We start from the raw sequence: 22,415 nt of genomic DNA, 5'->3' as shown, positions 1-22,415 counted from the left end.
ACACACGTCGCGAAGGCCGCCCGAGGGGCGGCCTTCGGTGTTCGCGGACCCGGGTCGTTCCTCTCCGAATCGCACGCATCCGAGAGAAGGACCACCCGTGAAGCTGTCCGACCTGCTGGACGATCCCCGCCCCTTCGCCCTGCTGCGCCGCCGCACCCCCGGCCGCGACCACGAGGTCGTGGAACTGCTGCTGGGCCCGGTCCGCGAGGTGGAGCACCTCGCCGGCCTCCCCGGCGAATGTCTCGCGCTGATCCCGTTCCGGCAGATCCGCGAGCGCGGTTTCGACGTCCGCGACGACGGCACGCCGCTCGCCGTGCTGGTCCCCGAGGAGCGCCACGAACTGCCGCTCGGGCAGGCGCTGGAGGAGCTGCCCGCGCACGAGGTGCGGGTCGAGGGCGGCGGCTTCGACGTCGGTGACGAGGAGTACGCCGAGATCGTCGGACGGGTGCTGCGCGAGGAGATCGGGCGCGGCGAGGGCGCGAACTTCGTGATCCGGCGGACCTACGAGGGCCGCATCCCGGGGTTCGGGCGGGCCGACGCGCTGGCGCTGTTCCGCCGGCTGCTGGTCGGCGAGCGGGGCGCGTACTGGACGTTCGTCGTGCACACCGGGGAGCGCACGCTGGTCGGGGCGAGCCCGGAGGTGCACGTCCGGATGTCCGGCGGGACGGTGGTGATGAACCCGATCAGCGGGACGTACCGCTACCCGGCCGGCGGGCCGAGCGCCGAGGACCTGCTCGCGTTCCTCTCCGACGGCAAGGAGATCGAGGAACTCTCGATGGTCGTCGACGAGGAACTGAAGATGATGTGCACCGTCGGCGACAGGGGCGGGGTGGTGGTCGGGCCGCGGCTCAAGGAGATGGCCCATCTCGCCCACACCGAGTACGAGTTGCGGGGCCGGTCCTCGCTGGACGTGCGCGAGGTGCTGCGGGAGACCATGTTCGCGGCGACGGTCACCGGCTCGCCCGTGCAGAACGCCTGCCGGGTCATCGAGCGGCACGAGGTCGGCGGGCGCGGCTACTACGCCGGTGCGCTGGCCCTGCTCGGACGGGACGGGGGCGACGGCGGTTCCGGCGGCGCGGACGGCTCCGGTGGGGCGGGCGGCTCCGCCGGGGCGGGCAGCGTGGGCGGCGCCCGTGGAACGGGCGGCTCGGGTGGGGCGCAGACCCTCGACTCCCCCATCCTCATCCGGACCGCCGACATCGACGCGGACGGACGGCTGCGGGTGCCGGTCGGCGCCACCCTCGTCCGCGGGTCGGACCCGGCGGGCGAGGTGGCCGAGACACACGCGAAGGCGGCCGGGGTCCTGACGGCACTCGGGGTGCGCCCCCGCGCCGGGCGCTCGGACGGCGAGCCGCCGCGGCTCGGCGACGATCCCCGGGTCCGGGCCTCGCTGGACGGCCGGCGGGCCGCGCTGGCGCCGTTCTGGCTGCGGATGCAGGAGCGGTCGGCGGAACTGACCGGGCACGCGCTGATGGTGGACGCCGAGGACACCTTCACCGCGATGCTGGCGCATGTGCTGCGGTCGGCCGGGCTGGAGGTGACGGTGCGCCGCTACGACGAGCCGGGGCTGCGGGAGACCGTCCTCGCGCACCGGGGACCGGTGGTCCTCGGGCCCGGCCCCGGCGACCCCTCCGACCTCACGGACCCCAAGATGCGGTTCCTGCGGGCGCTCACCGCCGAGGTGATCCGGGACCACCGGGACGGCGTCCTCGGCGTCTGCCTCGGACACGAGCTGATCGCGGCCGAGCTGGGCCTTGAGATCGCCCGCAAGGACGTGCCGTACCAAGGGGCGCAGACCGTCGTCGACCTGTTCGGGCGGGCGGAGACCGTCGGCTTCTACAACAGCTTCACGGCGCGCTGCGACGACGAGGCGCTGGTGGAACTGTCGGCGCACGGCGTCGAGGTCAGCCGGGCGGCGAACGGCGAGGTGCACGCGCTGCGCGGTCCCGGTTTCGCCGGTGTGCAGTTCCACCCGGAGTCGGTGCTGAGCCTGAACGGCGCGGCGGTCGTCCGGGAGCTGGTGGGTCAGCTCCGGGGCACCAGCACGTTCTCCGAGCGGCGGCCCTCGGTGTAGTCCACGACGTTGCGGACGGTGGCGTCGACGATCTGGCCGACGGCGTCGGCGGTGTAGTACGCCTGGTGCGAGGTGACCAGGACGTTCGGGAAGGTGACCAGGCGGGCCAGGGTGTCGTCCTCGATGGCTTCGAGGGACTTGTCGAGGAAGAACAGCCCGGCCTCCGCCTCGTAGACGTCGAGGCCCACGCCGGTGAAGCGGCCCTCGCGGAGCTGGTCGACGAGGGCCAGGCTGTCGATGAGGCCGCCGCGGCTGGAGTTCACCAGGACGGCGTCGTCCTTCATCGTGCGCAGGGCCTCGGCGTCGATCAGGTGCCGGGTCTGCGGCATCAGCGGGACGTGCAGGCTGACCAGGTCGGACTCGGCGAGAAGGCGCTCCTTGGTGACGTACTCCATGCCGAGTCCGACGCAGGCGGGGTTCTCGGCGACGTCCCAGCCGAGCAGCCGCATGCCGAAGCCGTGGGCGATCCGGGTGAAGGCCTCGCCGATCTTCCCGGTGCCGAGGACGCCCGCGGTGCGGCCGTGCATGTCCCGGCCCATCAGGCCGTCGAGCCGGAAGTCGAAGTCGCGGGTGCGGTTCGCCGCCCGGACGACCCGGCGGTTGACGGCCATGCCGAGGGTCCAGGCGAACTCGGCGACCGAGTAGGGCGAGTAGTACGAGACGCGGGCGACGGTCATGCCGAGGCGCTCGGCCACGTCGAGGTCGATGTTGTTGAACCCGGTGGAGCGCTGGGCGACGAGCTGGGTGCCGCCGGCCGCCAGGGTCTGCAGGACCCGGTTGCCCAGGCCGCAGTTGACGCTGGTGGAGATCACCTCGTGGCCCGCCGCGATGGGCGCGGTGTCCTCGGTGAGGAAGACGTCGAGGCAGCGGACCTCGTGGCGTCCGGCGAAGGCCTTCTCGATCAGGGGCTTCTCGTCGGACTGGACGCCGAACGCCAGGATCTCCACCGGCTGCTCCCGTTCTGGAGGGTGATGGGCCGAAGCCCGAATATACGGCCCATACCCCCAGGTCGCAGCGGCGGACGGGTGCCGCCGCGAAGCCGCGGACGGGACGGATGTCCCGCTGGAGTCGGCGGACGAGTCCCGCTGTAAGACAGCGGACGGGACGAATGTCCCGGTGGAGTCGGCGGACGGGTGCCGCCGCGCAGACAGCGGAGGGTGCCGCCGTCAGCCGAAGAAGACGCCGACCTCCTCGTACAGCTTGGGGTCGACCGTCTTCAGGCGGGCGGTGGCCTCGGCGATGGGGACGCGGACGATGTCCGTGCCGCGCAGGGCGACCATCGAGCCGAAGGCGCCGTCCCGGACGGCCTCGATGGCGTGCAGGCCGAAGCGGGTGGCGAGCCAGCGGTCGAAGGCGCTGGGCGTGCCGCCGCGCTGGACGTGCCCGAGGACGGTGGTGCGGGCCTCCTTGCCGGTGCGCCGCTCGATCTCCTTGGCCAGCCACTCGCCGACCCCGGAGAGCCGCACATGCCCGAAGGAGTCCAGGGTGCCGTCCTTGAGGACCATGTCGCCGTCCTTGGGCATCGCGCCCTCCGCGACGACCACGATCGGCGCGTACGACGCCTTGAAGCGCGAGGTCACCCAGGCGCAGACCTGCTCGACGTCGAAGCGCTGCTCGGGGATGAGGATGACGTTCGCGCCGCCGGCCAAGCCCGAGTGGATGGCGATCCAGCCGGCGTGGCGGCCCATCACCTCGCAGACCAGGACGCGCATATGGGACTCGGCGGTGGTGTGCAGCCGGTCGATGGCCTCCGTCGCGATGCCGACCGCCGTGTCGAACCCGAAGGTGTAGTCGGTGGCGGACAGGTCGTTGTCTATGGTCTTCGGCACGCCGACGATGTCGATGCCGTACTCGTCGCCGAGCCGGGCCGCGACGCCGAGCGTGTCCTCGCCGCCGATCACGATGAGCGCGTCGACGTCCTGCTTGGCCAGGGTCTCCTTGATCCGGCGGATGCCGTTCTCCTGCTTGAGGGGGTTGGTGCGCGAGGAGCCGAGGATGGTGCCGCCGCGCGGCAGGATGCCCCGGACGGCGGGGATGTCCAGCCGGACCGTGTCGTCCTCCAGCGGCCCCCGCCATCCGTCCCGGAAGCCGACGAAGTCATAGCCGTACTCCTGTACGCCCTTGCGGACGATGCCCCGGATGACGGCGTTGAGCCCGGGGCAGTCGCCGCCTCCGGTCAGTACTCCGACCCGCATGGAAAGTCCCTTCGCCGATGGGCTGATGGACTCACGCTAAAGGTGACCCACGTCACTCCGGGATGGTGCGGATGGTCAATTCCGGTGCATTGTCCGGTGATTGATCAGTACTGATCACCCGAAGGAGCGCATCGGGTGGATATCGGGCGGTTTACGCGTCGTCCAGGCCGCGTTCGATGGCGTAGCGGACCAGCTCGACCCGGTTGTGGAGCTGGAGCTTGCCCAGGGTGTTCTGCACGTGGTTCTGGACCGTGCGGTGCGAGATGACCAGACGCTCGGCGATCTGCTTGTAGCTCAGGCCCTTGGCGACCAGCCGCAGCACCTCGGTCTCGCGATCGGTGAGCTGTGGGGCACGCGGCTCGTCGGGTCCCGCCGCGGTGACCGGCTCGGTGGCCAGCCTGCGGTACTCGCCGAGCACCAGGCCCGCGAGGCCGGGGGTGAACACCGGGTCCCCGACGGCCGTCCGGCGCACCGCGTCGGTCAGCTCCTCGGTGGACGCCGACTTGAGGAGGTAGCCGGTCGCGCCGGACTTCACCGCCTCCAGGACGTCGGCGTGCTCGCCGCTGGCCGACAGGACGAGGACCCGCAGGGAGGGGTCGGCGCCGACCAGTTCCCGGCAGACCTGGACGCCGGGCTTGGCGGGCAGGTTCAGGTCGAGGACCAGGACGTCGGGTGCCGCGGCCAGCGCGCGGCGCACGGCCTGCTCGCCGTCGCCCGCGGTGGCGACCACGTCGAACCCGGCGGCCTCCAGGTCCCGGGCGACGGCGTCCCGCCACATCGGGTGGTCGTCCACCACCATGACCTTCACGGGCCCCTCGCCCGTCCGCCGCTCCTCGCCCGTCCGCCGCCCCTCGCCCGTCCGCCGCCCCTCGCCCGTCCGCCGCCCCTCGCCCGTCCGCCGCTCCTCGGCCGTGCCGCCCGTCATCGCCGTCCCCTCGTGTCCGTCATCGTGTGCTCGCCTTTCCCCGTGAGACCTTCGGTACCTTCAGCTCGACCTCGGTGCCCTGCCCCGGGACCGACACCAGCTCCGCCGTGCCGCCCAGGTCGCGCAGCCGTCCGCGGATCGACAGCGCCACCCCGAGCCGGCCCTCGCCCTCGGCCTGGGCGAGCCGGCCCTCCGGGATGCCGGGCCCGTCGTCGCGTACGGTCACGACCACCTCGTCCGGCTCGTCCTCGACCAGGATCCAGGCCCGGGCGTCCCCGCCGACGTGCCGGCGGACGTTGTCCAGCGCGGCGCCGACGGCCGCGGCCAGCTCGCGGGCGGCTGCGGGGTCGAGCGGCACCGGGGCGCCGGGTTCGGAGAAGGTGACGCGCGCGGTGGCGTACGGGGCGAGCAGGGAGCGCAGGTCGACGGGGCCCGCGGAGTCCTCCGTGTCGGGTTCGTCCACGGCCCGGACCAGCGCGCCGAGGGCGGCGTCCTCCGACACCCGGGAGACGGGCACCATGCCGCCCGACACCAGCGTGCGCAGCGCGACCTCCTGCTCGCCCGCCATCCGGCCCAGCTCGGCCGCCTCGCCGCCGAGCGCGCTGCCGCGCCGCTGCACCATCGCGAGGACCTGGAGCACGCCGTCGTGGATGTCCCGGGCGAGCCGCTCGCGTTCGCGGGTGGCGGCCTCGATCTCCAGGGCGCGGGCGAGGGTGCGCTCGGAGGCGCGGGCCACCTCGACGACGTAGCCGATGGCGATGGAGGCGACCCAGACGAGGATCACGTTGTGCACGGTGTCGCGGGTGGGGGCGCCGCGCTCGGCGAGGTTGGCCACCGCGACGAGCGTGGAGGCGAACGCGGCCCAGCGCCAGCCGCCCTTGATCGCGAACGCCAGCACGGCGCCGGCCGTCCATATCGACGGCAGCGTAGGACCGCCCGCGTCGATGCGCGCTCCGGCGTCGGCGACGCGGGTGAGCATGATGCCGGCGAGCGCCACGGTGAGGTCGGCGGCGAGGAACGGCTTGGTGCAGTGGACCGCGCCGGAGACCCTCGGGAGGGTGGCCAGGGTCCAGACGAACAGCACGGCGAAGTAGGTGACGGCCACCCAGGGGCGCTCGAACTCGTCGTACGCGGTGGCGAACAGGCCGACCGCGTAGAACATGGTGAGCACCCGGTAGGCGGTCAGGGCACGCCACAGCGGCTGCTCGACCGACATCCTCATGACTCTCTCGCGCTTGGCCATGCTCCCCCACCCCACACTGCCGACGTCCAGACGGACGCTTCCGGCGGCCGGAACGTTCCCACCACGCCGGTCCGCCTGGCCTACCGCCGCCCGCCGGAGGACCGCCGGAGGCCAACGGAGGCCGCCGGAGGTCCGCCGGGCGGCGGGCCCGCCGCCCTACGCCCTCCCGCCGGGCGCCCTCGCGACCGCCACCGCCGGGCGCCCTCGCTCGACGCCCTCGCGGTCGCTACCGCTGGGCGCCCTTGTGCTCGCTGTCCTCCGCGGTCTCCCGCTCGGGGGCCGGATCGCCGGCGGGCTGCTCCTCGGACGGCTGCTGCTCGGGGGCCGGCTGCTCGGCGGGCTGCTGCTCGGGGGCCGGCTGCTCGGCGGGCTGCTGCTCCTCGGGCCGCGCCGCGGCTTCCGCCGCCTGCTTCTCGGCCTGCGCGAGCGCAGCCTTCTCCGCCTTCTCGGCCTTCTCCGCTTCCTTCTCGGCCTTGGCCGCTTCCGCGATCTGCCGCTTGGCGGCCGTCGCGTAGATGTCGACGTACTCCTGGCCGGAGAGCTTCATGATCTCGTACATGACCTCGTCGGTCACCGCGCGGAGTACGAAACGGTCGTGCTCCATGCCGTTGTACCGGCTGAAGTCCAGCGGCTTGCCGATGCGGATGCCCGGACGCATCAGCTTGGGCATCACCTTCCCCGGCGGCTGGATCTTCTCGGTGTCGATCATCGCGACGGGGATGACGGGCGCGCCGGTGGCGAGGGCCACGCGCGCGAGGCCGCCGGGCTTGCCCCGGTAGAGCCGGCCGTCGGGCGAGCGGGTGCCCTCCGGGTAGATGCCGAACAGCTCGCCGCGCTCGATCACGTCGATGCCGCTCTTGACGGCCGCCTCACCCGCGCCGCGGGCGCCCGAGCGGTCCACCGGGAGCTGGCCGACGCCCTTGAAGAAGGCGGCGGTCATCCGCCCCTTGAGGCCGGGCGTCGTGAAGTACTCGGCCTTCGCGATGAAGGTGACCTTGCGGTCGAGGACCGCGGGGAGGAAGAAGGAGTCCGAGAACGACAGGTGATTGCTCGCCAGAATGGCGGCCCCCTCGGCAGGGATGTTCTCGAGGCCTTCCACCCAGGGCCTGAAGGCGAGCTTCAGTGACCCTCCGATGGAAAACTTCATTGCGCCGTAGATCACCCGTGTGCCTCCTGTGTCGTGGATCAGACCTTAACCCGGAGCACTGTCAAAGGCCCCGACGACCCTGGTCGGTGTCAGGACCGTCGCGTACGGTGAAGGCCCCGGAGTCGTTCCCGCCCTTCTCATGAACAGGAGACCGAGGTGCCGGTCCTTCCTGGAGCCGAGCCGTTCCGCCACGAGGGCGGAGAGGTCGGCGTCCTCCTCTGCCACGGTTTCACGGGCTCCCCGCAGTCGCTGCGCCCCTGGGCGCAGTACCTGGCGGAGCGCGGCCTCACCGTCGCGCTGCCCCTGCTGCCCGGGCACGGCACCCGCTGGGAGGACATGCAGCTCACCGGCTGGCAGGACTGGTACGCGGAGGTCGACCGCGAGCTGCGCGCCCTGCGTGAGCGGTGCTCTCGGGTCTTCGTGTTCGGGCTCTCCATGGGCGGCGCGCTGGCCCTGCGGCTCGCCGCGCGGCACGGCGACGAGATCAGCGGCGTCGTGGTCGTCAACCCGCTGAACAAGGTGCACGGTCTGGCGGCGCGCGCCCTGCCGGTGATCCGTCATCTCGTGCCCTCCACGAAGGGCATCGCGAGCGACATCGCGAAGGAGGGCTCCGAGGAACTGGGGTACACGCGCGTGCCGCTGCACGCCGCCCACTCGATGCGGAAGCTGTGCGCCGTCGTGGACGCGGAGCTGCCGCAGGTCACCCAGCCGCTCCTGCTGCTGCACAGCCTCCGGGACCATGTGGTCTCCCCCGCCGACTCCGCCCGCATCCTCAGCCGGGTGTCGTCCACGGACGTGACCGAGTCGGTCCTGGAACAGAGCTACCACGTCGCGACGTTGGACCACGACGCGGACCGGATCTTCGAGGAGAGCTACGCCTTCGTCACCCGGCTCGCTCCCGGAGCGGGCAAGGACGCCGGCCCGGGTCAGGTGGGTCGGCAGGAAGGGACGGCAGCCGGTGGCTGAGCAGGACGCGGACCGCGGCGATTCCGAGGAGAAGGGCGTACCCGTGGGCGAGCCCCTCGACGGGGCGCTCGGGGAGGGGCTCGGGGAGTCCCGCGCCGAACCGCTCGGCGAGCCGCTCGGTGACGCCCGCGCGGAGGCCCCGGGTGACGGCGCGCGCGAGGAGACCCCCGGCGGTGAGCAGGGCGTGCCGTTCGACGAGGAGGCCGCCTGGAAGTCCATCGTCGAGGGATACGGCGAGGAGCCGCCGGACCCGCCCGGCGCGAAGCCGTTCAAGTCCGTGGAGGACCTGGCGCTGCTCGAACCGGAGACGAACGACGGCCCCGACGATCCCGACGGCGCCGCCGGTGCCGGGCGCGGCAAGCGGGACGCGGACGGTACGGGCGAGGGGGACGCCGGCGAGGACGAGGCCGCCGCGTCCGGGCCGGACACCGCCACCGGCGACAAGCCGCCGTCCGTCAAGCCGCTGGGCGGCTCGGTCGCCTTCGCACCCGGTGTGGGGGGCCTCGCGGGACCGCGGGACCACACGCCCGCCGAGCCGTCCGACGAGGACGACGAGGGCCACTTCGTACCGCCCGAGCCGCCCCCGCTGCCGGCCGGGGACACGACGGCCAAGTTCGCCTGGCTCGGCGTGCTCGGCGGCCCCGTCCTGCTGCTGCTCGCCGTGCTGCTCGGCTGGGACATGACGTGGTGGCTCAGCACCCTCGGCATCGGCGGCTTCGTCGGCGGTTTCGCGACGCTGGTGATGCGGATGCAGAGCGACGACGACGACCTGGACGACCCGGGCCGCGGCGCGGTGGTCTGAACCCGGGCCCCGCCGCCACCCTGCTCCTGGAACAGGGCGTCGAACTCGTCGCCATCGAGGAACTCCTCCGCCACGCCCACACCAGCGTCTACGCCCACGTCCGACTCCGCTCCAGCGCCAGGCCGTCGACGTCCTCGGCAACGCGGCGAGCACCGAGACGGCAAACAGCGTCGGCCTGGCGTCCGCTGTGCGGGCGTGTCCGGCTTCCCCTGCGTTTCCGGTCGTCCGCCGCGCTGTCTGTGCGCGGCCTGGTCACTGGCCGATCCGCGGAACCGGGAGCGGGCCGGGTGGGCGGCCGTGGCGCGCGCGGCCCGCCGGCTGTGCGGAGAGACTAGGACGCGGGCACTCTGAGGGCGGCGAGTACGGGGAGGTGGTCCGTCGCTGTTCTCAGGTCCGTCCCGGTGATGCCGGGCAGGTCGAGCGGTACGCCGCAGCCGAGGACCTCGACGCCGGGGGTGGCGAAGATCGCGTCGATACGGCGGTGCGGCTCGGTCCGTGTCCAGGTGTGCTCGCCGCCCCACGGCCGGGTCACCCAGCAGTCCTGGAGGGCGGCGGCGAGGCGGCGGAAGGTCGGGCCGTTCGGACGTTCGTTGATGTCACCGCCCGCGACGGCGTACGGGGTGCCCAGGTCGGCCAGTCGGTCGACCAGCAGGGCTCCGTGCGCCGCTCGCTCGTCCTTGTGCAGCGACAGGTGGCAGCTCAGCACGCCGAGCCGCGCTCCCCCGAAACGGACCACCGCGGTGGCGAAGCCGCGCCGGTGCCGGCCCGGCATCCTCGGGAGCAGCACGTCCTCGGTGCGCTCGACGGTGGCCCGCAGCGAGCACAGCAGCGCCGGCCCCGAGGTGGTGGCGCCCCCGGCCAGTACGACCTGCCCGGAGGCCGCGGCCAGACGCGCGAGCTTCTTGCGCCAGCGGAAGAAGCGCGGCGCCTCCTGGATCAGGACGAGATCCGGCGCGCAGGCGGTGATCACCCGGGCGAGGGCCGCGGTGTCGTCGCGCATCGAGCGGATGTTGTAGCTGAGCACCCGGATCACGGCCGAACCGTCGGGTTCGGTACGGGAGACGGGCAGCGGACTGGCGGTGGGGCTGGTCGGCATGGCGATCAAGATACGCGCTGTGACCGCGCGGTCCGGTGGAAAGTCCGACACCGAGGTGGACTGGGAGGGGTGCCGGCAAGGCACCCGCCGGGGCAGGCCGGTCGGCAGGCGGACGCCGGGGGGGGGAGTCGGTCGGCGGACGGCGAGGTGGTCGGGCGGGTCGGGTCCCCGCGCGGGAATGACGGCGCCCGCCGGGTCCTGGGACTCGGCGGGCGGCGTGTGTGCTGGGGGGTGCTACATGATCGGGTCGGGCTCGCGGGCGAGGTCGGCCGCGCCCACCAGGCCCGCCTTGTTGCCGAGCTGGGCGGCGATCACGTCGGCCACCGGGCGCCAGTTGCCGCCCACCAGCCAGCGCTTGTACGACTTGCGGATCGGGTCGAGGACCAGCTCGCCCTCGTCCGAGAGGCCGCCGCCGACGATGAAGGCGGACGGGTCGAACAGCGAGGCGAGGTCGGCGAGACCCGCGCCGGCCCAGCGGGCCAGCTCACGGTAGGAGTCCACCGCCACCGGGTCGCCCTGCCGGGCCGCCATCGAGATGTGCTTGCCCTCGATGCCGTCGGGGGTGCCGTCGCCGAGGCCCAGCAGGACCTCCGCCGCCTCCGGGGTGGCGTTGGCCCGCTGCTTGGCGTAGCGGACGAGGGCGCGCCCGGACGCGTACTGCTCCCAGCAGCCCTGCGAACCGCAGCCGCACAGCAGGCCGTCCGGGACCATCCGGATGTGGCCGAACTCGGCGGCCACCCCGAAGTGCCCTCGGCGCAGCTTGTTGCCGATGATGATGCCGCCGCCGAGGCCGGTGCCCAGGGTGATGCAGATGACGTTGCGGTGCCCCTTGCCCGCACCGAACTTGTACTCGCCCCAGGCCGCCGCGTTCGCGTCGTTCTCCACGACGACGGGCAGGCCGACGCGCTGCTCGACCTCGGCCTTGAGCGGCTCCTGACGCCAGTCGATGTTCGGCGCGAAGTACACCGTCGAGCGCTGGCGGTTCACGTATCCGGCGGCGCCGATGCCGACGCCTACGATGTCGTGACCGGCGCGCGCGCCCTCCACGGCCGAGGCGATGGCGTCCACGATGGCCTGCGGCGTGCTGGGAGTCGGCACCTTGTGCGTCGAGAGGATGTTGCCTTCCTCGTCGACCACACCGGCCGCGATCTTCGTGCCGCCGATATCGACGCCGATGGTGAGTCCCATGAATCCCTCAGTTTCGGTCGAGCCCCGCTACGGCCAACCGTACCCGAGGGGCCTTTAGTCCAAGTCGATGTGTTCCCCCGGACCGGGCTCCTCGTCGCGGGTTCCCGTGCCCCGGGCGGTCCAGCGGCGCTCCTGGGTCTCGACGGCCGAACGGTAGGCGGCGAGCAGTTCGGAGCCGGCGGCGGCGAGATGGTCGAAGACGTCCGGATTGCGCTCCAGTACCGGTTCCACGGCCGCCCTGGCCTGCTGGACGACCTGGCTGACCATCTGCTGGGCGGTGCCGGAGGCGACCGCGCCGAACAGCGGCGACTGGATCCCGGAGAGCCTGTCTGCGACGGCGTCGACGAGTCTGCGCAGTTCCTCGGCGGCGGAGCCGGGGGGCGGGCCGTGCTGGGTGCGGCGGCGGGCCTGCTCCGCCGCGAGGTCCTCGGCGCACGCCGTCGCCCAGGCGTCGTCGTCCGTCGCGGGCGCCTCGTCGACGCGCACCTCGTCGGCCGTCTCCTCCTGAGCGGCGTCGGATGGGGGGCGCTCTTCGCTCATGGCGGACTCCTGCCTACGTGTTCGTGCCTTCGACGTTACCCGAACGGCGGTACGCCGTTCACGGTCGCGGCGTCGCGGATCGGGCCGGGGCGCGTCTCCCGGCCACCTCGTCGCCCGCCCGGTCACCTCCCGCTCGGCCACAGGCCGGGGTCCGGGGCGAAGCGGATGCGCAGTTCGCCCTCGCGCAGGGCGGCGCCCGCCACGGTGCACCGGCGCAGCGCGGACGGCAGCGGCACGATCCGGCGGAACGCGCCGACGCTGACGACGAGTTCGTCGCCGCGCCGGATGAGGTCCAGCTCGTCGCGTATCGCGCCGGGCAGCGGGATGTGCCAGACGAGGACGCCGTCGTCGGCGAGGTGGTCGGTCACCGGCCACTCGACGGGGATGGGCGCCGTGTTGACGCCCGGGACGGGGAGCGCGGCGAGGTCGTGGGTGCCGCGCGGGTCGTGGCCGGCGTGCGGGACCTCGTGGAGGCCGTACGTGTCCCGCCACTCGTCCAGGGTCTTGCGCTGCTGGGCGGCGAGGGCCGCGAGCCAGGTGTCGTTCGTGGCGCCCGGCAGCACCCGGTTCGCCACCACCGTGTCGACCGGCAGTCCGCGCAGCGCGAGGGCGGTGGCCGCGGTGCGGACGGCGTCGGCGCCCGCCGGACCGGGCTCGGCGACCAGCCGTACGGTCGTGGCGCGGTCCTCGACGACGGCCTGCGCGGCGGCCAGCTCGACGTCCCAGCGCGCGGCCGTCTCGTACAGCCACTCGGCGGGCATCGGGAGGCCGGCGAGCCGGCCGAGGACGGGGCGCAGGGCGCGGGCGGCCTGGCGTTCGGGCGGGAGCAGGCGGCGCAGGTAGCGGCGGAGTTCCTCGGGCAGGGCGAGGAGGGCGAGGGCCTGGGGGGCGGGCGGGAGGTCCACCACGAGGAGGCCGTACGCGTCGGAGAGCGCGGCGTCGCGCAGCGCCCTGAGCAGGGCCAGCTCCTCGGCGCCGGGCAGCGGGGTGACCTCCTCGGCGTCCAGGCGGGAGGCGCCGAGCAGGTCGAGGGCGGTGGTGGCGCGCTGCTGGAAGGCGGTGAGGTCCTCGCGGAAACGGGCGGCGGCGTCGGGGCGCCAGGCGGTGAGGCCGGGGGCGGCTTCCACCGGGTCCGGGCCGGTGGGGACGCCGAGGACGGCGCCGAGGGTGTCGGTGCGGTCGGCGGTGAGCACCAGGGTGCGGGTGCCCTCGCGGGCCGCGTGCAGCGCGGTGGCCGCGGCGACGGTGGTACGGCCGGTGCCGCCTTGGCCGGTGAACAGGATGGTGCGCATGGGGGTGAACGCTACCGGTACCTGGCCTGGGGCCGATCTGGGACGAGGTGGGTGGGCGGGGTCCGTGCCGGATGCCGGGTGCGGGCAGAGTCGTTCGGCCCCTCCGGCGTCTGAGGAGGGGGGTCTGGGGCGGAGCCCCGGGTAGACGGAGCCCCGGTAGGCGGAGCCCCGGGTAGGCGGAGCCCCGGTAGGCGGAGCCCCAGGTAAGCGGAGCCCCGGGTAGGCGGAGCCCCGGTAGGCGGAGCCCCAGGTAAGCGGAGCCCCGGGTAGGCGGAGCCCCGGGTACGGGACGGGTAGGGGCGGAGGGGGGGTGAAGAAAGCTGGGGCCTCTCCGGCGGGGGCTCGCGCAGGGGCCGGGGCGGAGGGGGTGGCCGGGAACGCGGGCGCTCTTGGGCGGCTAGGGAGTTTCCTCGACGCGCTTCTTCAGGCCGGCCAGGGCACGGTCGATGATGACCTTCTCGGCCTTGCGCTTGATCATCCCGAGCATCGGGATCTTGACGTCGACGGTGAGCCGGTAGGTGACCTCGGTCGCCCCCGCCCCCGCGGCCCGCAGAAGATACGACCCGTCGAGGGACCGCAGCATCTGGGACTTGACCAGGGTCCAGGAGACCTCGTGATCGCCGGTCCAGGTGTATCCGAGCGTCTGGTCGTCCTTGATCGCCCCGGCGTCCATGACGAGCCGCACCTGTTCGGCCCGCCCCCGCGCGTCCGTGGCCAGCACCTCGGCCTCCTTCACCTCACCCGTCCAGTCCGGATACCGGGCGAAGTCGGCGATCACCGCCATGACCTCCTCCGGTGCCGCCTGGATCGTGATGCTCGAACTGGTGTGTTCCGCCATCGCGGTGGCTCCTCCAGATGCGGTCCGGTGAGGGAGGGTGGTGCGCACGTCTGTGCAGCGTGAAGGCTACCGCGCACAGCCACGGCCGCCGTCACCCCGCCCGGCGTTCCCCACCGGCGCGGCTCACCACTCCAGCACCCAGGGCCGCCCCGAACTCGCGAAGTGCCCGACGTTCACGCACTCCGTGGCCCCGACGCGCATCCGCCGGGCGAGCGGCTGGTGGACGTGGCCGAAGAGCGCGTAACGGGGGCGGGTGCGCCGGATCGCGTCCAGCAGCGCGCGCGAGCCCCGCTCGAAACGGCGCGCCACGGTGTCGTAGAGCAGCTCCGGGACCTCCGGCGGGATGTGCGTGCAGAGCACGTCGACCTCGCCGACCGCCTCGATCTTGGCCGCGTACTCCTCGTCGCTGATCTCGTACGGCAGGGGGGTCCCCCCTGCTCGAACGGAGCTGCCAGCAGGGGGGAGCATCAGTGTCCGCAGGCCGCCGCCGACGAAGCCGAACACCCGGCCCCCGATCTCCACGCGCTCGCCGTCGAGGACGGTCGTGCCGGGTCCGGCGTACTCCGGCCACAGGTTCGGCATGTCGACATTGCCGTAGGTGGCGTACGTCGGCATGGGGAACGCGGCGAACAGCTCGGCGTACTGCTTGCGCACCGCCTTCTCGATGGCGGTGGCCCGCTCGGTGCCGATGCCCACCCACAGCCGGGCGCCGAACTCGCGGGCCTCCTCGAAGCGGCGGGCGGTACGCAGTTCGACGATGCGGTCGGCGTTCTCCACGCCGAAGAGGTCCGGGAAGATGCCGCGGGAGTGGTCCGCGTAGTCCAGGAAGAGGACCAGGTCACCGAGGCAGACCAGCGCGTCGGCGCCGTCGCCGGCCCGGGCCAGGTCCCGCGCGTTGCCGTGCACGTCGCTGACCACATGTACGCGTGTCCTCGGGTTTCCGGACGGTGTGGGTGCCATGACGATCAAGCGTAGGCGTGTGCGGCAAACGTGAACAGAGGCGGCCGGACCTGCGATTACTGGCTAGTCGGGAAAGGCGTGGACTACTGTGCGCGAAGGAACGCCAGCACGTGTGACGCATGGAACATCTCGCTGGACCCCCCTGTCGAAGAGGCCATACCGACGGGTAACGTCCGGGCAGTCCAGTCGTACTCAGGATTTCAACCAGTGATCTCCGGAGTACCTGCCCGAGCCTTGGACCGCACCGTCGCATCACACAGAGTCGTGGCGTCGGCGCCCTATGAGGAGCAGCAGTCTTGCGCGAGTTCAGCCTTCCGGCTTTGTACGAGGTCCCTGCGGACGGAAATCTCACCGACATCGTCCGCAGAAACGCCGCGCAGCATCCCGACGTCGCCGTCATCGCCCGCAAGGTCGGCGGAACGTGGACGGACGTCAGCGCCACCACCTTCCTCGCCGAGGTGCGCGCCGTGGCCAAGGGCCTGATCGCCTCGGGCGTGGGCCCCGGTGACCGGGTCGGCCTGATGTCCCGCACCCGCTACGAGTGGACGCTGCTCGACTTCGCGATCTGGAGCGCCGGCGCGGTCACCGTGCCGGTGTACGAGACCAGCTCCGCCGAGCAGGTGCAGTGGATCCTCGGCGACTCGGGCGCCACCGCCTGCATCGTGGAGCTGCCGACGCACGCCGCCTCCGTGGAGTCGGTGCGCGACCATCTGCCCGCCCTCAAGCACGTCTGGCAGATCGAGGCCGGCGGGGTCGAGGAGCTGGGGCGGCTCGGGCAGGACGTCAGCGACGCGACCGTCGAGGAGCGCAGCTCGCTCGCCAAGGCCGACGACCCGGCGACCATCGTCTACACGTCCGGGACGACGGGCCGTCCCAAGGGCTGTGTTCTCACCCACCGCGCGTTCTTCGCCGAGTGCGGCAACATCGTGGAGCGGCTGCGCCCGCTGTTCCGTACCGGCGAGTGCTCGGTGCTGCTCTTCCTGCCGCTGGCCCATGTCTTCGGGCGGCTCGTGCAGGTCGCGCCGATGATGGCGCCGATCAAGCTGGGCTGTGTCCCGGACATCAAGAACCTCACCGACGAGCTGGCCGCGTTCCGGCCCACGCTGATCCTCGGTGTGCCGCGCGTCTTCGAGAAGGTCTACAACTCGGCGCGCGCCAAGGCCCAGGCGGACGGCAAGGGCAAGATCTTCGACAAGGCCGCGGACACGGCGATCGCCTACAGCCGGGCGCTGGACACCCCCTCGGGGCCGTCGCTCGGCCTGAGGATCAAGTACAAGACGTTCGACAAGCTCGTCTACAGCAAGCTGCGGGCGGTCCTCGGCGGGCGCGGCGAGTACGCGATCTCGGGCGGCGCCCCGCTGGGCGAGCGGCTCGGCCACTTCTTCCGGGGCATCGGCTTCACGGTCCTGGAGGGCTACGGTCTCACCGAGTCCTGCGCGGCCACCGCGTTCAACCCCTGGGACCGTACGAAGATCGGCACCGTCGGCCAGCCGCTGCCCGGCTCCGTGATCCGGATCGCCGACGACGGCGAGGTGCTGCTGCACGGCGAGCACCTGTTCAAGGAGTACTGGAACAACGAGGGCGCGACCGCCGAGGCGCTCGCCGACGGCTGGTTCCACACCGGTGACATCGGCACCCTCGACGAGGACGGTTACCTCCGGATCACCGGCCGCAAGAAGGAGATCATCGTCACCGCCGGCGGCAAGAACGTCGCTCCGGCCGTGATCGAGGACCGTATCCGCGCGCACGCGCTGGTCGCCGAGTGCATGGTGGTCGGCGACGGGCGTCCGTTCGTGGGCGCGCTCGTCACCGTCGACGAGGAATTCCTGGGCCGGTGGGCCGAGGAGCACGGGAAGCCGGCCGGCTCGACGGCGGCGTCGCTGCGTGAGGACCCCGATCTGGTCGCCGCCATCCAGGACGCGGTGGACGACGGCAACGCTGCGGTGTCCAAGGCGGAGTCGGTGCGCAAGTTCCGTATCCTCGCGCACCAGTTCACCGAGGAGTCGGGGCACTTGACTCCGTCGCTGAAGCTGAAGCGGAATGTTGTCGCCAAGGATTACGCGAACGAGATCGAGGCGCTTTATCGGGGCTGATGCGCTTTATCGGGGCTGATGCGCTTTATCGGGGCTGATGCCCGAGCGCAGGGTTACGGCCGCTGTCCCTTTGCGGCTGCGCCGCGAGGTTGGTGTTCGCCGACGGGCGCCGTGGGGGCGGGTGTCGTTCCCGGGCGGGCGGCTCGTTGTGGTTGCTCGCGCAGTTCCCCGCGCCCCTGAAGGGGCGCGCCGTGGAGGCCGTGTCCGCTCCCCGGCGGGCGGCTCGTTGTGGTTGCTCGCGCAGTTCCCCGCGCCCCTGAAGGGGCGCGCCGTGGAGGCCGTGTCCGCTCCCCGGCGGGCCGGTCGTTGTGGTTGCTCGCGCAGTTCCCCGCGCCCCTGAAGGGGCGCGCCGCGGGGGCCGTGTCCGTTCCCCGGCGGGCCGGTCGTTGTGGTTGCTCGCGCAGTTCCTCGCGCCCCTGAAGGGGCCGCTCCACGAAGGGGGACCCCTCTTCTTGGGCCTCTTGGGCTTCTTGGGGTCAGAGCAGCTCGCGTAGTTGCTTTGCCAGTAGGTCCCAGCGCCACTTCTCCTCGATCCAGGCTCGGCCCCGTTCGCCCATGCGGTGGCGGAGTTCGGGGTCGGCCAGGAGGGTTGTGAGGCGGTCGGCGGTCTCCTCGGGGGAGTCGCCGTGGACGACCCAGCCCGTCTCGCCGTCGAGGACCGCGTCGGGCGCCCCGCCGGAGTCGCCGGCCACCACCGGAAGGCCCGTCGCCGACGCCTCCAGGTACACGATGCCGAGCCCTTCGACGTCGAGGCCGCCCCGGCGGGTACGGCACGGCATCGCGAAGACGTCCCCGGCGCCGTAGTGCGCGGGCAGCTCCGACCAGGGCACCGGCCCGGTGAAGCGGACCGACGCGGCCACCCCGGTGTCGCGGGCTAGGGCGCGCAGGTCCTTCTCATAGGGGCCGCCGCCGACGATCAGCAGCACCGCGTCCGGGTGCTTGGCCAGTAGCCGGGGCATCGCGCGGATCAGGGTGTCCTGGCCCTTGCGCGGGACCAGCCGGGAGACGCAGACGACGACCGGGCGGTCGGTGAGGCCGAGCCGGGCGCGGACGGCGTCGCCGCCGGAACCGGGGTGGAAGGTCCCCTCGTCGACGCCGGGCGGCAACTGGACCATGCGGGCGGCGGCCTCGGGCGTCAGCGCGGAGGCGATCCGGGAGCGGGTGTACTCGCCGAGATAGGTGATCGTGTCGGTGGACTCGCCGATCCGGCGCAGCAGGGTGCGGGCCGCGGGCAGCTGGGCCCAGCCGGCCTCGTGCCCGTGTGTGGTCGCCACGATGCGGCGCGCCCCGGCCCTGCGCAGCGCCGGTGCCATCAGCCCGAGCGGGGCGGCGGCCCCGAACCACACCGACGTACAGCCGTGTTCGCGCAGCAGGCCGGCCGCGCGGCGGGTGACACGGGGGGTGGGGAGCAGCATGGTGGTGCGGTCCCGTACGACGGTGAAGGGCTGCTCGGCGTCGAACGCGGCGGTCGCCTCGGCGCCTTCCCGGCCGCGCTTCCACGTGGAGGCGTAGACGACGATCTGCCCGGGGTCCAGGCGCAGCGCCATGTTGTGCAGGAAGGCCTGGATGCCGCCGGGGCGGGGCGGGAAGTCGTTCGTCACGATCAGGGTCTTGTGCATCGTGTTCGACACTATCGAACCTATACTCACTGGTCGGCACGGCCGCGCTAGGGATTCCGGACGATGAGGGCCAGGTGGGCATGACGGGGGCTAGTCGCGCGAGGTCCGCGTCCGGGATGGCCGCGCTGCTCGGGATCTGGGCCCTGACCCGGGTGCTGCTGCTGCTCTTCGTGACCAAGGTGTACGTCTTTCCCGGCCCGGACGTCACGAGTGACGTGTCGGTGATCTACCAGGGCTGGTACGACGTCCTGCGGCACGGCTCCTTCCCCCGCGAGGACGTCACCTGGCAGTACCCGCCGGCCGCCGCCCTCGCGATCCTCTCCCCCGGCCTGCTGCCGTTCCTGGACTACGCGCACGCCTTCTTCGTGCTGGCCTTCGTCGCGGACCTGGCGGTGTTCGCGCTGCTGCTGTACGCGGCTTCACGGCCCGGCGGGACGCGGCGCGGCACCTGGGTGTGGGTGGTCGGCGTGCCGCTGCTCGGCCCGACCGTGTACGCCCGCTACGACCTGATGGTGACGGCGGTCGCGGTGGCGGCGCTGCTGGCCGGGGCCCGGCATCCGCGGGTGACGGGAGCGCTGGTGGCCGTCGGCGCGATGGTGAAGGTGTGGCCGGTGCTGCTGCTCGTCGGTGCCGTGCGGCGGCGGGCCTGGGTGTCGGCGGCCGTGACGGCGGCCGTGATCGCCGGGGTGTTCTGGCTGTCGATGCCGGGCGCGTTCGCCTTCCTGACCTTCCAGCGCGACCGGGGCACCGAGGTGGAGTCGCTCGGCTCCCTCGTCTTCCACGTGGCCCGGCACCACGGCTGGAACGGCCAGGTGCTGCTGAACTACGGCTCGGTGGAATTCCTCGGCCCGTACGTCGACCTGGTGAGCGGGGTGGCGCTGGTGCTGACCGCGCTGGCGTTCGGCTGGCTGCTGCTGTGGCGGCTGAGCGCCCGGCGGTTCCTGCCGCACACCCTGGCGGACGCCGCGTTCGTGGCGGTCCTGATGTTCACCGTGACCAGCCGGGTCATCAGCCCGCAGTACATGGTGTGGCTGGTCGGACTGGCCGCGGTCTGCCTGTGCTTCCGCGCGAGCCGGATGGCGCTGCCCGCGGCCCTGGTGCTGATCGCGTGCTTCGTGACGGTGCTGGAGTTCCCGCTCTACTTCGCCGACGTGGTGGCCAGCGACGCGCTCGGCGTCACCTTGCTCGTCGTCCGCAACGGACTGCTGGTGGCCGCCTCGCTGCTCGCCGCCCGGGTGCTGTGGCGGTCCACGGTCTCCGGGGCGGCGCCAGACCTGCCGGCTCACACGGCCCGCACCAGGGAGCCCCTGGCGTCCTCCTGACGCCGGGCCCGCACCGCCCACAGCCGCAGGGCGGCGCACTGCGCGGCCATGGACAGCGCGAGGGCGAGGCAGATGCCGGGCGCGCCGAGCCCGGACAGGGCGTAGGCGAGCGGGAGCTGGAGCGCCGTGCCGGCCAGCGTCACCCGCAGCAGGACCGGCGCTCCGCCGCTGCCCTCGTAGACCCCGCCGAGGGCGATGAAGCAGGCCGTCAGCAGCAGGTAGGGGCCGAAGCAGCGGAGGAACAGGGCGCCGTCGTGGGCGACCGCGGGGCCGGCGCCGAAGGCCCGCATGATCCAGGGGGCGAGGGCGGCCAGGAGGAGTGCGGCGAGCAGCCCGGCCGTGCCCGACAGGAGGACGGCCTGCCGACCGATCGCGTCGCGTTCGTCCCGGCCCGCGCCCCGGGTGTGCGCGGTGTGGATCGCGGCGGCCTGCCGGACCGCGTAGAAGGCCATCGTCGCGATGTACATGACCTTGTAGGCGATCGCGTAGCCGGCGACGGCCGTCGTGCCGATCCGGGCCACGATGGCGACCAGGACCAGGGCGCCGCCCTGCCGCACGGTGAAGTCGGCGGACATGGGCAGGCCGGTGGTGAGAGTGCGGCGCAGGGCGGCGCCGGTGCCCTCGGCGGGGCGGGCGGCGGCGGCCTCGGCCGGCGGGGCGCTGCGGCGCAGGACGACCAGGCCCGCCGCCAGGGCCACACACCGGCACAGCACGGTGGAGAGGGCGGCGCCCCGGACCCCGTAGGCGTGGATGAGGAAGGGGTCGACACCGAGGATCAGGCCGTTGGCCAGCAGGGCGAGGCGCATCGGGGTGCGGGTGTCGCCGGTGCCCTTCAGGATGCCGTCGACGAGGTTCTGCACGTAGAAGACGGCCATGCCGGGCAGTGAGACGGCGAAGTACTGGACGGCGAGGCCCGGGGCGGCGCCATCGCCGGCGAGGACCAGGCGGGCCAGCGGTTCGCGCAGCAGCCAGCCGCCCGCCGCGACCACCGGTGTGACCAGGGCGCACAGGGCCCAGCCGCCGCGTACGGCCGATCTGACCGCGCCGGGGTCCTCGGCGCCGCGGGCGTGCGCGACCAGGACGGTGGTGCCGGAGGCGAAGACGAGGGCGACGCCGAGCAGCACGTTCTCGGTGCCGGTCGCGACGGCCACGGCGGCGACGGCGGCCCCGCCGAGCCGGGAGACCCACACGGTGTTGATGATCCCGGCCGCGACGGAGGCGAGCAGCGAGAAGTAGACGGGACGCGCGAGCGCTGTCAGGCGCCGGCGATGGGCGTTCATGGGGACTCCCTCACGTCGCCCGGCCGGCGCCGGCCCGGAGGCGGGTCCGGCGGCACGGGCGAAGTCCTCGTGTCGAGCTACCTCGATTCGAGGTAGCTCGACAAGAGGTACCATGAGCGCCGTACGCCCGCAAGGAGCGGGAGCGCGGCGACGAGCGGAGGAGCGGGCCGGTGCTGGAGCTGTCGATCCTGGGCTTCCTGTACGAGGAACCCCTGCACGGCTACGAGCTGAAGGAGCGCATCAAGGCGCTGAGCGGCCATGTCCGCCCGGTCAGCGACGGCGCCCTCTACCCGGCGATCACCCGGCTGGTCGCCGCGGGCAAGGTCGACCAGCACACCGAGCCCGGCAGCGGCGCGGCCCCGCGGCGGGTGCTGTCGCTCACCGAGGCGGGCCGCGCGGACCTGCTGGAGCGGCTGCGCCGGCCCAAGCAGGCCGAGATCACCGACCAGGTGCGCTTCAACACCCTGCTGGCGTTCCTGCGCCACCTCCCCGGCCCCCGCGAGCAGGCGGCGGTGCTGCGCCGCCGTCTGGAGTTCCTGGAGACCCCGGCGAGCTTCTTCTACCGGGACGGCCGGCCGGTGCGCGCGGAGGAGACGGAGGACCTGTTCCGGCAGGGCATGCTGCGGGTGGCCCGGGCGACGGGCGAGGCGGAGCGGGCCTGGCTGACGGAGGCGATCAAGCACCTCGACGGCTGAACAGCCGGGCCGGTCAGCCCAGTTGCCCGCGTCGACCCCCTGAGCCGGTCAGCCCAGTTGCCCGCGTCGACCCCCTGAGCCGGTCAGCCCAGTTGCCCGCGTCGACCCCCTGAGCCGGTCAGCCCAGTTGCCCGCGTCGT

The 22,415-nt window shown here is 73.0% G+C and carries 19 protein-coding genes; 6 read left to right on the top strand and 13 right to left on the bottom strand.

All coding sequences use genetic code 11. The features are described from left to right. Positions 1-97: 97 nt before the first annotated feature. Entirely contained in the window at positions 98-2,074 is a 1,977-nt protein-coding gene (locus AB0912_RS22725; RefSeq protein ID WP_366702523.1) for an anthranilate synthase family protein, read from the top strand. Here AB0912_RS22725 and AB0912_RS22720 read toward each other — a convergent pair. The 5 genes from AB0912_RS22720 to AB0912_RS22700 all read right to left on the bottom strand — a co-directional run bounded on the left by AB0912_RS22720 (position 2,026) and on the right by AB0912_RS22700 (position 7,584). After that, positions 2,026-3,021: a 2-hydroxyacid dehydrogenase gene (locus AB0912_RS22720; protein ID WP_366702521.1), complete on the bottom strand. Its 996-nt coding sequence runs from the start codon at positions 3,019-3,021 to the stop codon at positions 2,026-2,028. The two genes, AB0912_RS22725 and AB0912_RS22720, sit on opposite strands and share 49 nt — an antisense overlap. 219 nt (positions 3,022-3,240) lie before the next feature. After that, entirely contained in the window at positions 3,241-4,269 is a 1,029-nt protein-coding gene (locus AB0912_RS22715; RefSeq protein ID WP_366702519.1) for a 6-phosphofructokinase, read from the bottom strand. Positions 4,270-4,420: 151 nt separating this feature from the next. Then, positions 4,421-5,068, bottom strand: a complete 648-nt coding sequence (locus AB0912_RS22710) for a response regulator transcription factor (protein WP_366702589.1) — start codon at positions 5,066-5,068, stop codon at positions 4,421-4,423. Between the two features lie 145 nt (positions 5,069-5,213). After that, positions 5,214-6,437, bottom strand: coding sequence for a DUF5931 domain-containing protein (locus AB0912_RS22705; protein WP_366702517.1), 1,224 nt, complete (start codon positions 6,435-6,437; stop codon positions 5,214-5,216). A 226-nt stretch (positions 6,438-6,663) separates the two neighbouring features. Then, positions 6,664-7,584 (bottom strand): 1-acyl-sn-glycerol-3-phosphate acyltransferase, encoded by a 921-nt coding sequence (locus AB0912_RS22700; protein ID WP_366702515.1) that lies wholly within the window; start codon positions 7,582-7,584, stop codon positions 6,664-6,666. A gap of 156 nt (positions 7,585-7,740) precedes the next feature. Between AB0912_RS22700 and AB0912_RS22695 the strand changes: the two genes are divergently transcribed. Together AB0912_RS22695 and AB0912_RS22690 are read left to right on the top strand one after the other, a co-directional pair. After that, complete coding sequence (locus tag AB0912_RS22695; RefSeq protein ID WP_366702513.1) at positions 7,741-8,550, top strand: alpha/beta fold hydrolase; 810 nt, start codon at positions 7,741-7,743, stop codon at positions 8,548-8,550. A 184-nt stretch (positions 8,551-8,734) separates the two neighbouring features. Beyond that, entirely contained in the window at positions 8,735-9,352 is a 618-nt protein-coding gene (locus AB0912_RS22690) for a hypothetical protein (RefSeq protein ID WP_366702587.1), read from the top strand. Positions 9,353-9,683: 331 nt separating this feature from the next. Here AB0912_RS22690 and AB0912_RS22685 read toward each other — a convergent pair whose 3' ends face one another. The 6 genes from AB0912_RS22685 to AB0912_RS22660 form a co-directional block, all read right to left on the bottom strand. Next, on the bottom strand, positions 9,684-10,448 hold the full coding sequence (locus tag AB0912_RS22685) for an endonuclease/exonuclease/phosphatase family protein (protein WP_366702511.1): 765 nt from the start codon (positions 10,446-10,448) through the stop codon (positions 9,684-9,686). A gap of 234 nt (positions 10,449-10,682) precedes the next feature. Then, on the bottom strand, positions 10,683-11,636 hold the full coding sequence (locus AB0912_RS22680; RefSeq protein ID WP_366702509.1) for an ROK family glucokinase: 954 nt from the start codon (positions 11,634-11,636) through the stop codon (positions 10,683-10,685). A gap of 54 nt (positions 11,637-11,690) precedes the next feature. Further along, a complete protein-coding gene (locus AB0912_RS22675; RefSeq protein WP_366702507.1) occupies positions 11,691-12,176 on the bottom strand; it encodes a DUF5304 domain-containing protein in 486 nt (161 codons plus the stop codon). 122 nt (positions 12,177-12,298) lie between these two features. Beyond that, on the bottom strand, positions 12,299-13,468 hold the full coding sequence (locus AB0912_RS22670) for an ArsA-related P-loop ATPase (protein WP_366702505.1): 1,170 nt from the start codon (positions 13,466-13,468) through the stop codon (positions 12,299-12,301). 397 nt (positions 13,469-13,865) lie between these two features. Continuing rightward, positions 13,866-14,306, bottom strand: coding sequence for an SRPBCC family protein (locus AB0912_RS22665; protein WP_366702503.1), 441 nt, complete (start codon positions 14,304-14,306; stop codon positions 13,866-13,868). A 123-nt stretch (positions 14,307-14,429) separates the two neighbouring features. Then, a complete protein-coding gene (locus AB0912_RS22660; protein ID WP_366702501.1) occupies positions 14,430-15,266 on the bottom strand; it encodes a metallophosphoesterase in 837 nt (278 codons plus the stop codon). Positions 15,267-15,562: 296 nt separating this feature from the next. On the opposite strand from AB0912_RS22660, the gene AB0912_RS22655 reads away from it, so the two are divergent. Next, positions 15,563-17,359, top strand: coding sequence for an AMP-dependent synthetase/ligase (locus AB0912_RS22655; protein WP_366702499.1), 1,797 nt, complete (start codon positions 15,563-15,565; stop codon positions 17,357-17,359). A 476-nt stretch (positions 17,360-17,835) separates the two neighbouring features. Here AB0912_RS22655 and AB0912_RS22650 read toward each other — a convergent pair whose 3' ends face one another. After that, positions 17,836-18,978 (bottom strand): glycosyltransferase family 4 protein, encoded by a 1,143-nt coding sequence (locus AB0912_RS22650; RefSeq protein WP_366702497.1) that lies wholly within the window; start codon positions 18,976-18,978, stop codon positions 17,836-17,838. Positions 18,979-19,094: 116 nt separating this feature from the next. Here AB0912_RS22650 and AB0912_RS22645 point away from each other — a divergent pair, with 116 nt between their 5' ends. Next, positions 19,095-20,300 (top strand): glycosyltransferase family 87 protein, encoded by a 1,206-nt coding sequence (locus AB0912_RS22645; RefSeq protein ID WP_366702495.1) that lies wholly within the window; start codon positions 19,095-19,097, stop codon positions 20,298-20,300. On the opposite strand, the gene AB0912_RS22640 is transcribed toward AB0912_RS22645, so the two are convergent. Beyond that, positions 20,261-21,580 carry an MATE family efflux transporter gene (locus AB0912_RS22640; protein ID WP_366702493.1) on the bottom strand — a complete coding sequence of 440 codons (1,320 nt, stop codon included), beginning with the start codon at positions 21,578-21,580 and terminating at the stop codon, positions 20,261-20,263. The genes AB0912_RS22645 and AB0912_RS22640 overlap by 40 nt on opposite strands. A gap of 170 nt (positions 21,581-21,750) precedes the next feature. On the opposite strand from AB0912_RS22640, the gene AB0912_RS22635 reads away from it, so the two are divergent. Then, positions 21,751-22,275, top strand: coding sequence for a PadR family transcriptional regulator (locus tag AB0912_RS22635; protein WP_366702491.1), 525 nt, complete (start codon positions 21,751-21,753; stop codon positions 22,273-22,275). Positions 22,276-22,415 lie beyond the last annotated feature (140 nt).

Source organism: Streptomyces sp. NPDC007084 (assembly GCF_040703595.1).
Taxonomy (GTDB): Bacteria; Actinomycetota; Actinomycetes; order Streptomycetales; family Streptomycetaceae; genus Streptomyces.
Note: the sequence above shows the minus strand (reverse complement) of the source record. Positions and strands in the feature narration are given on the sequence as shown.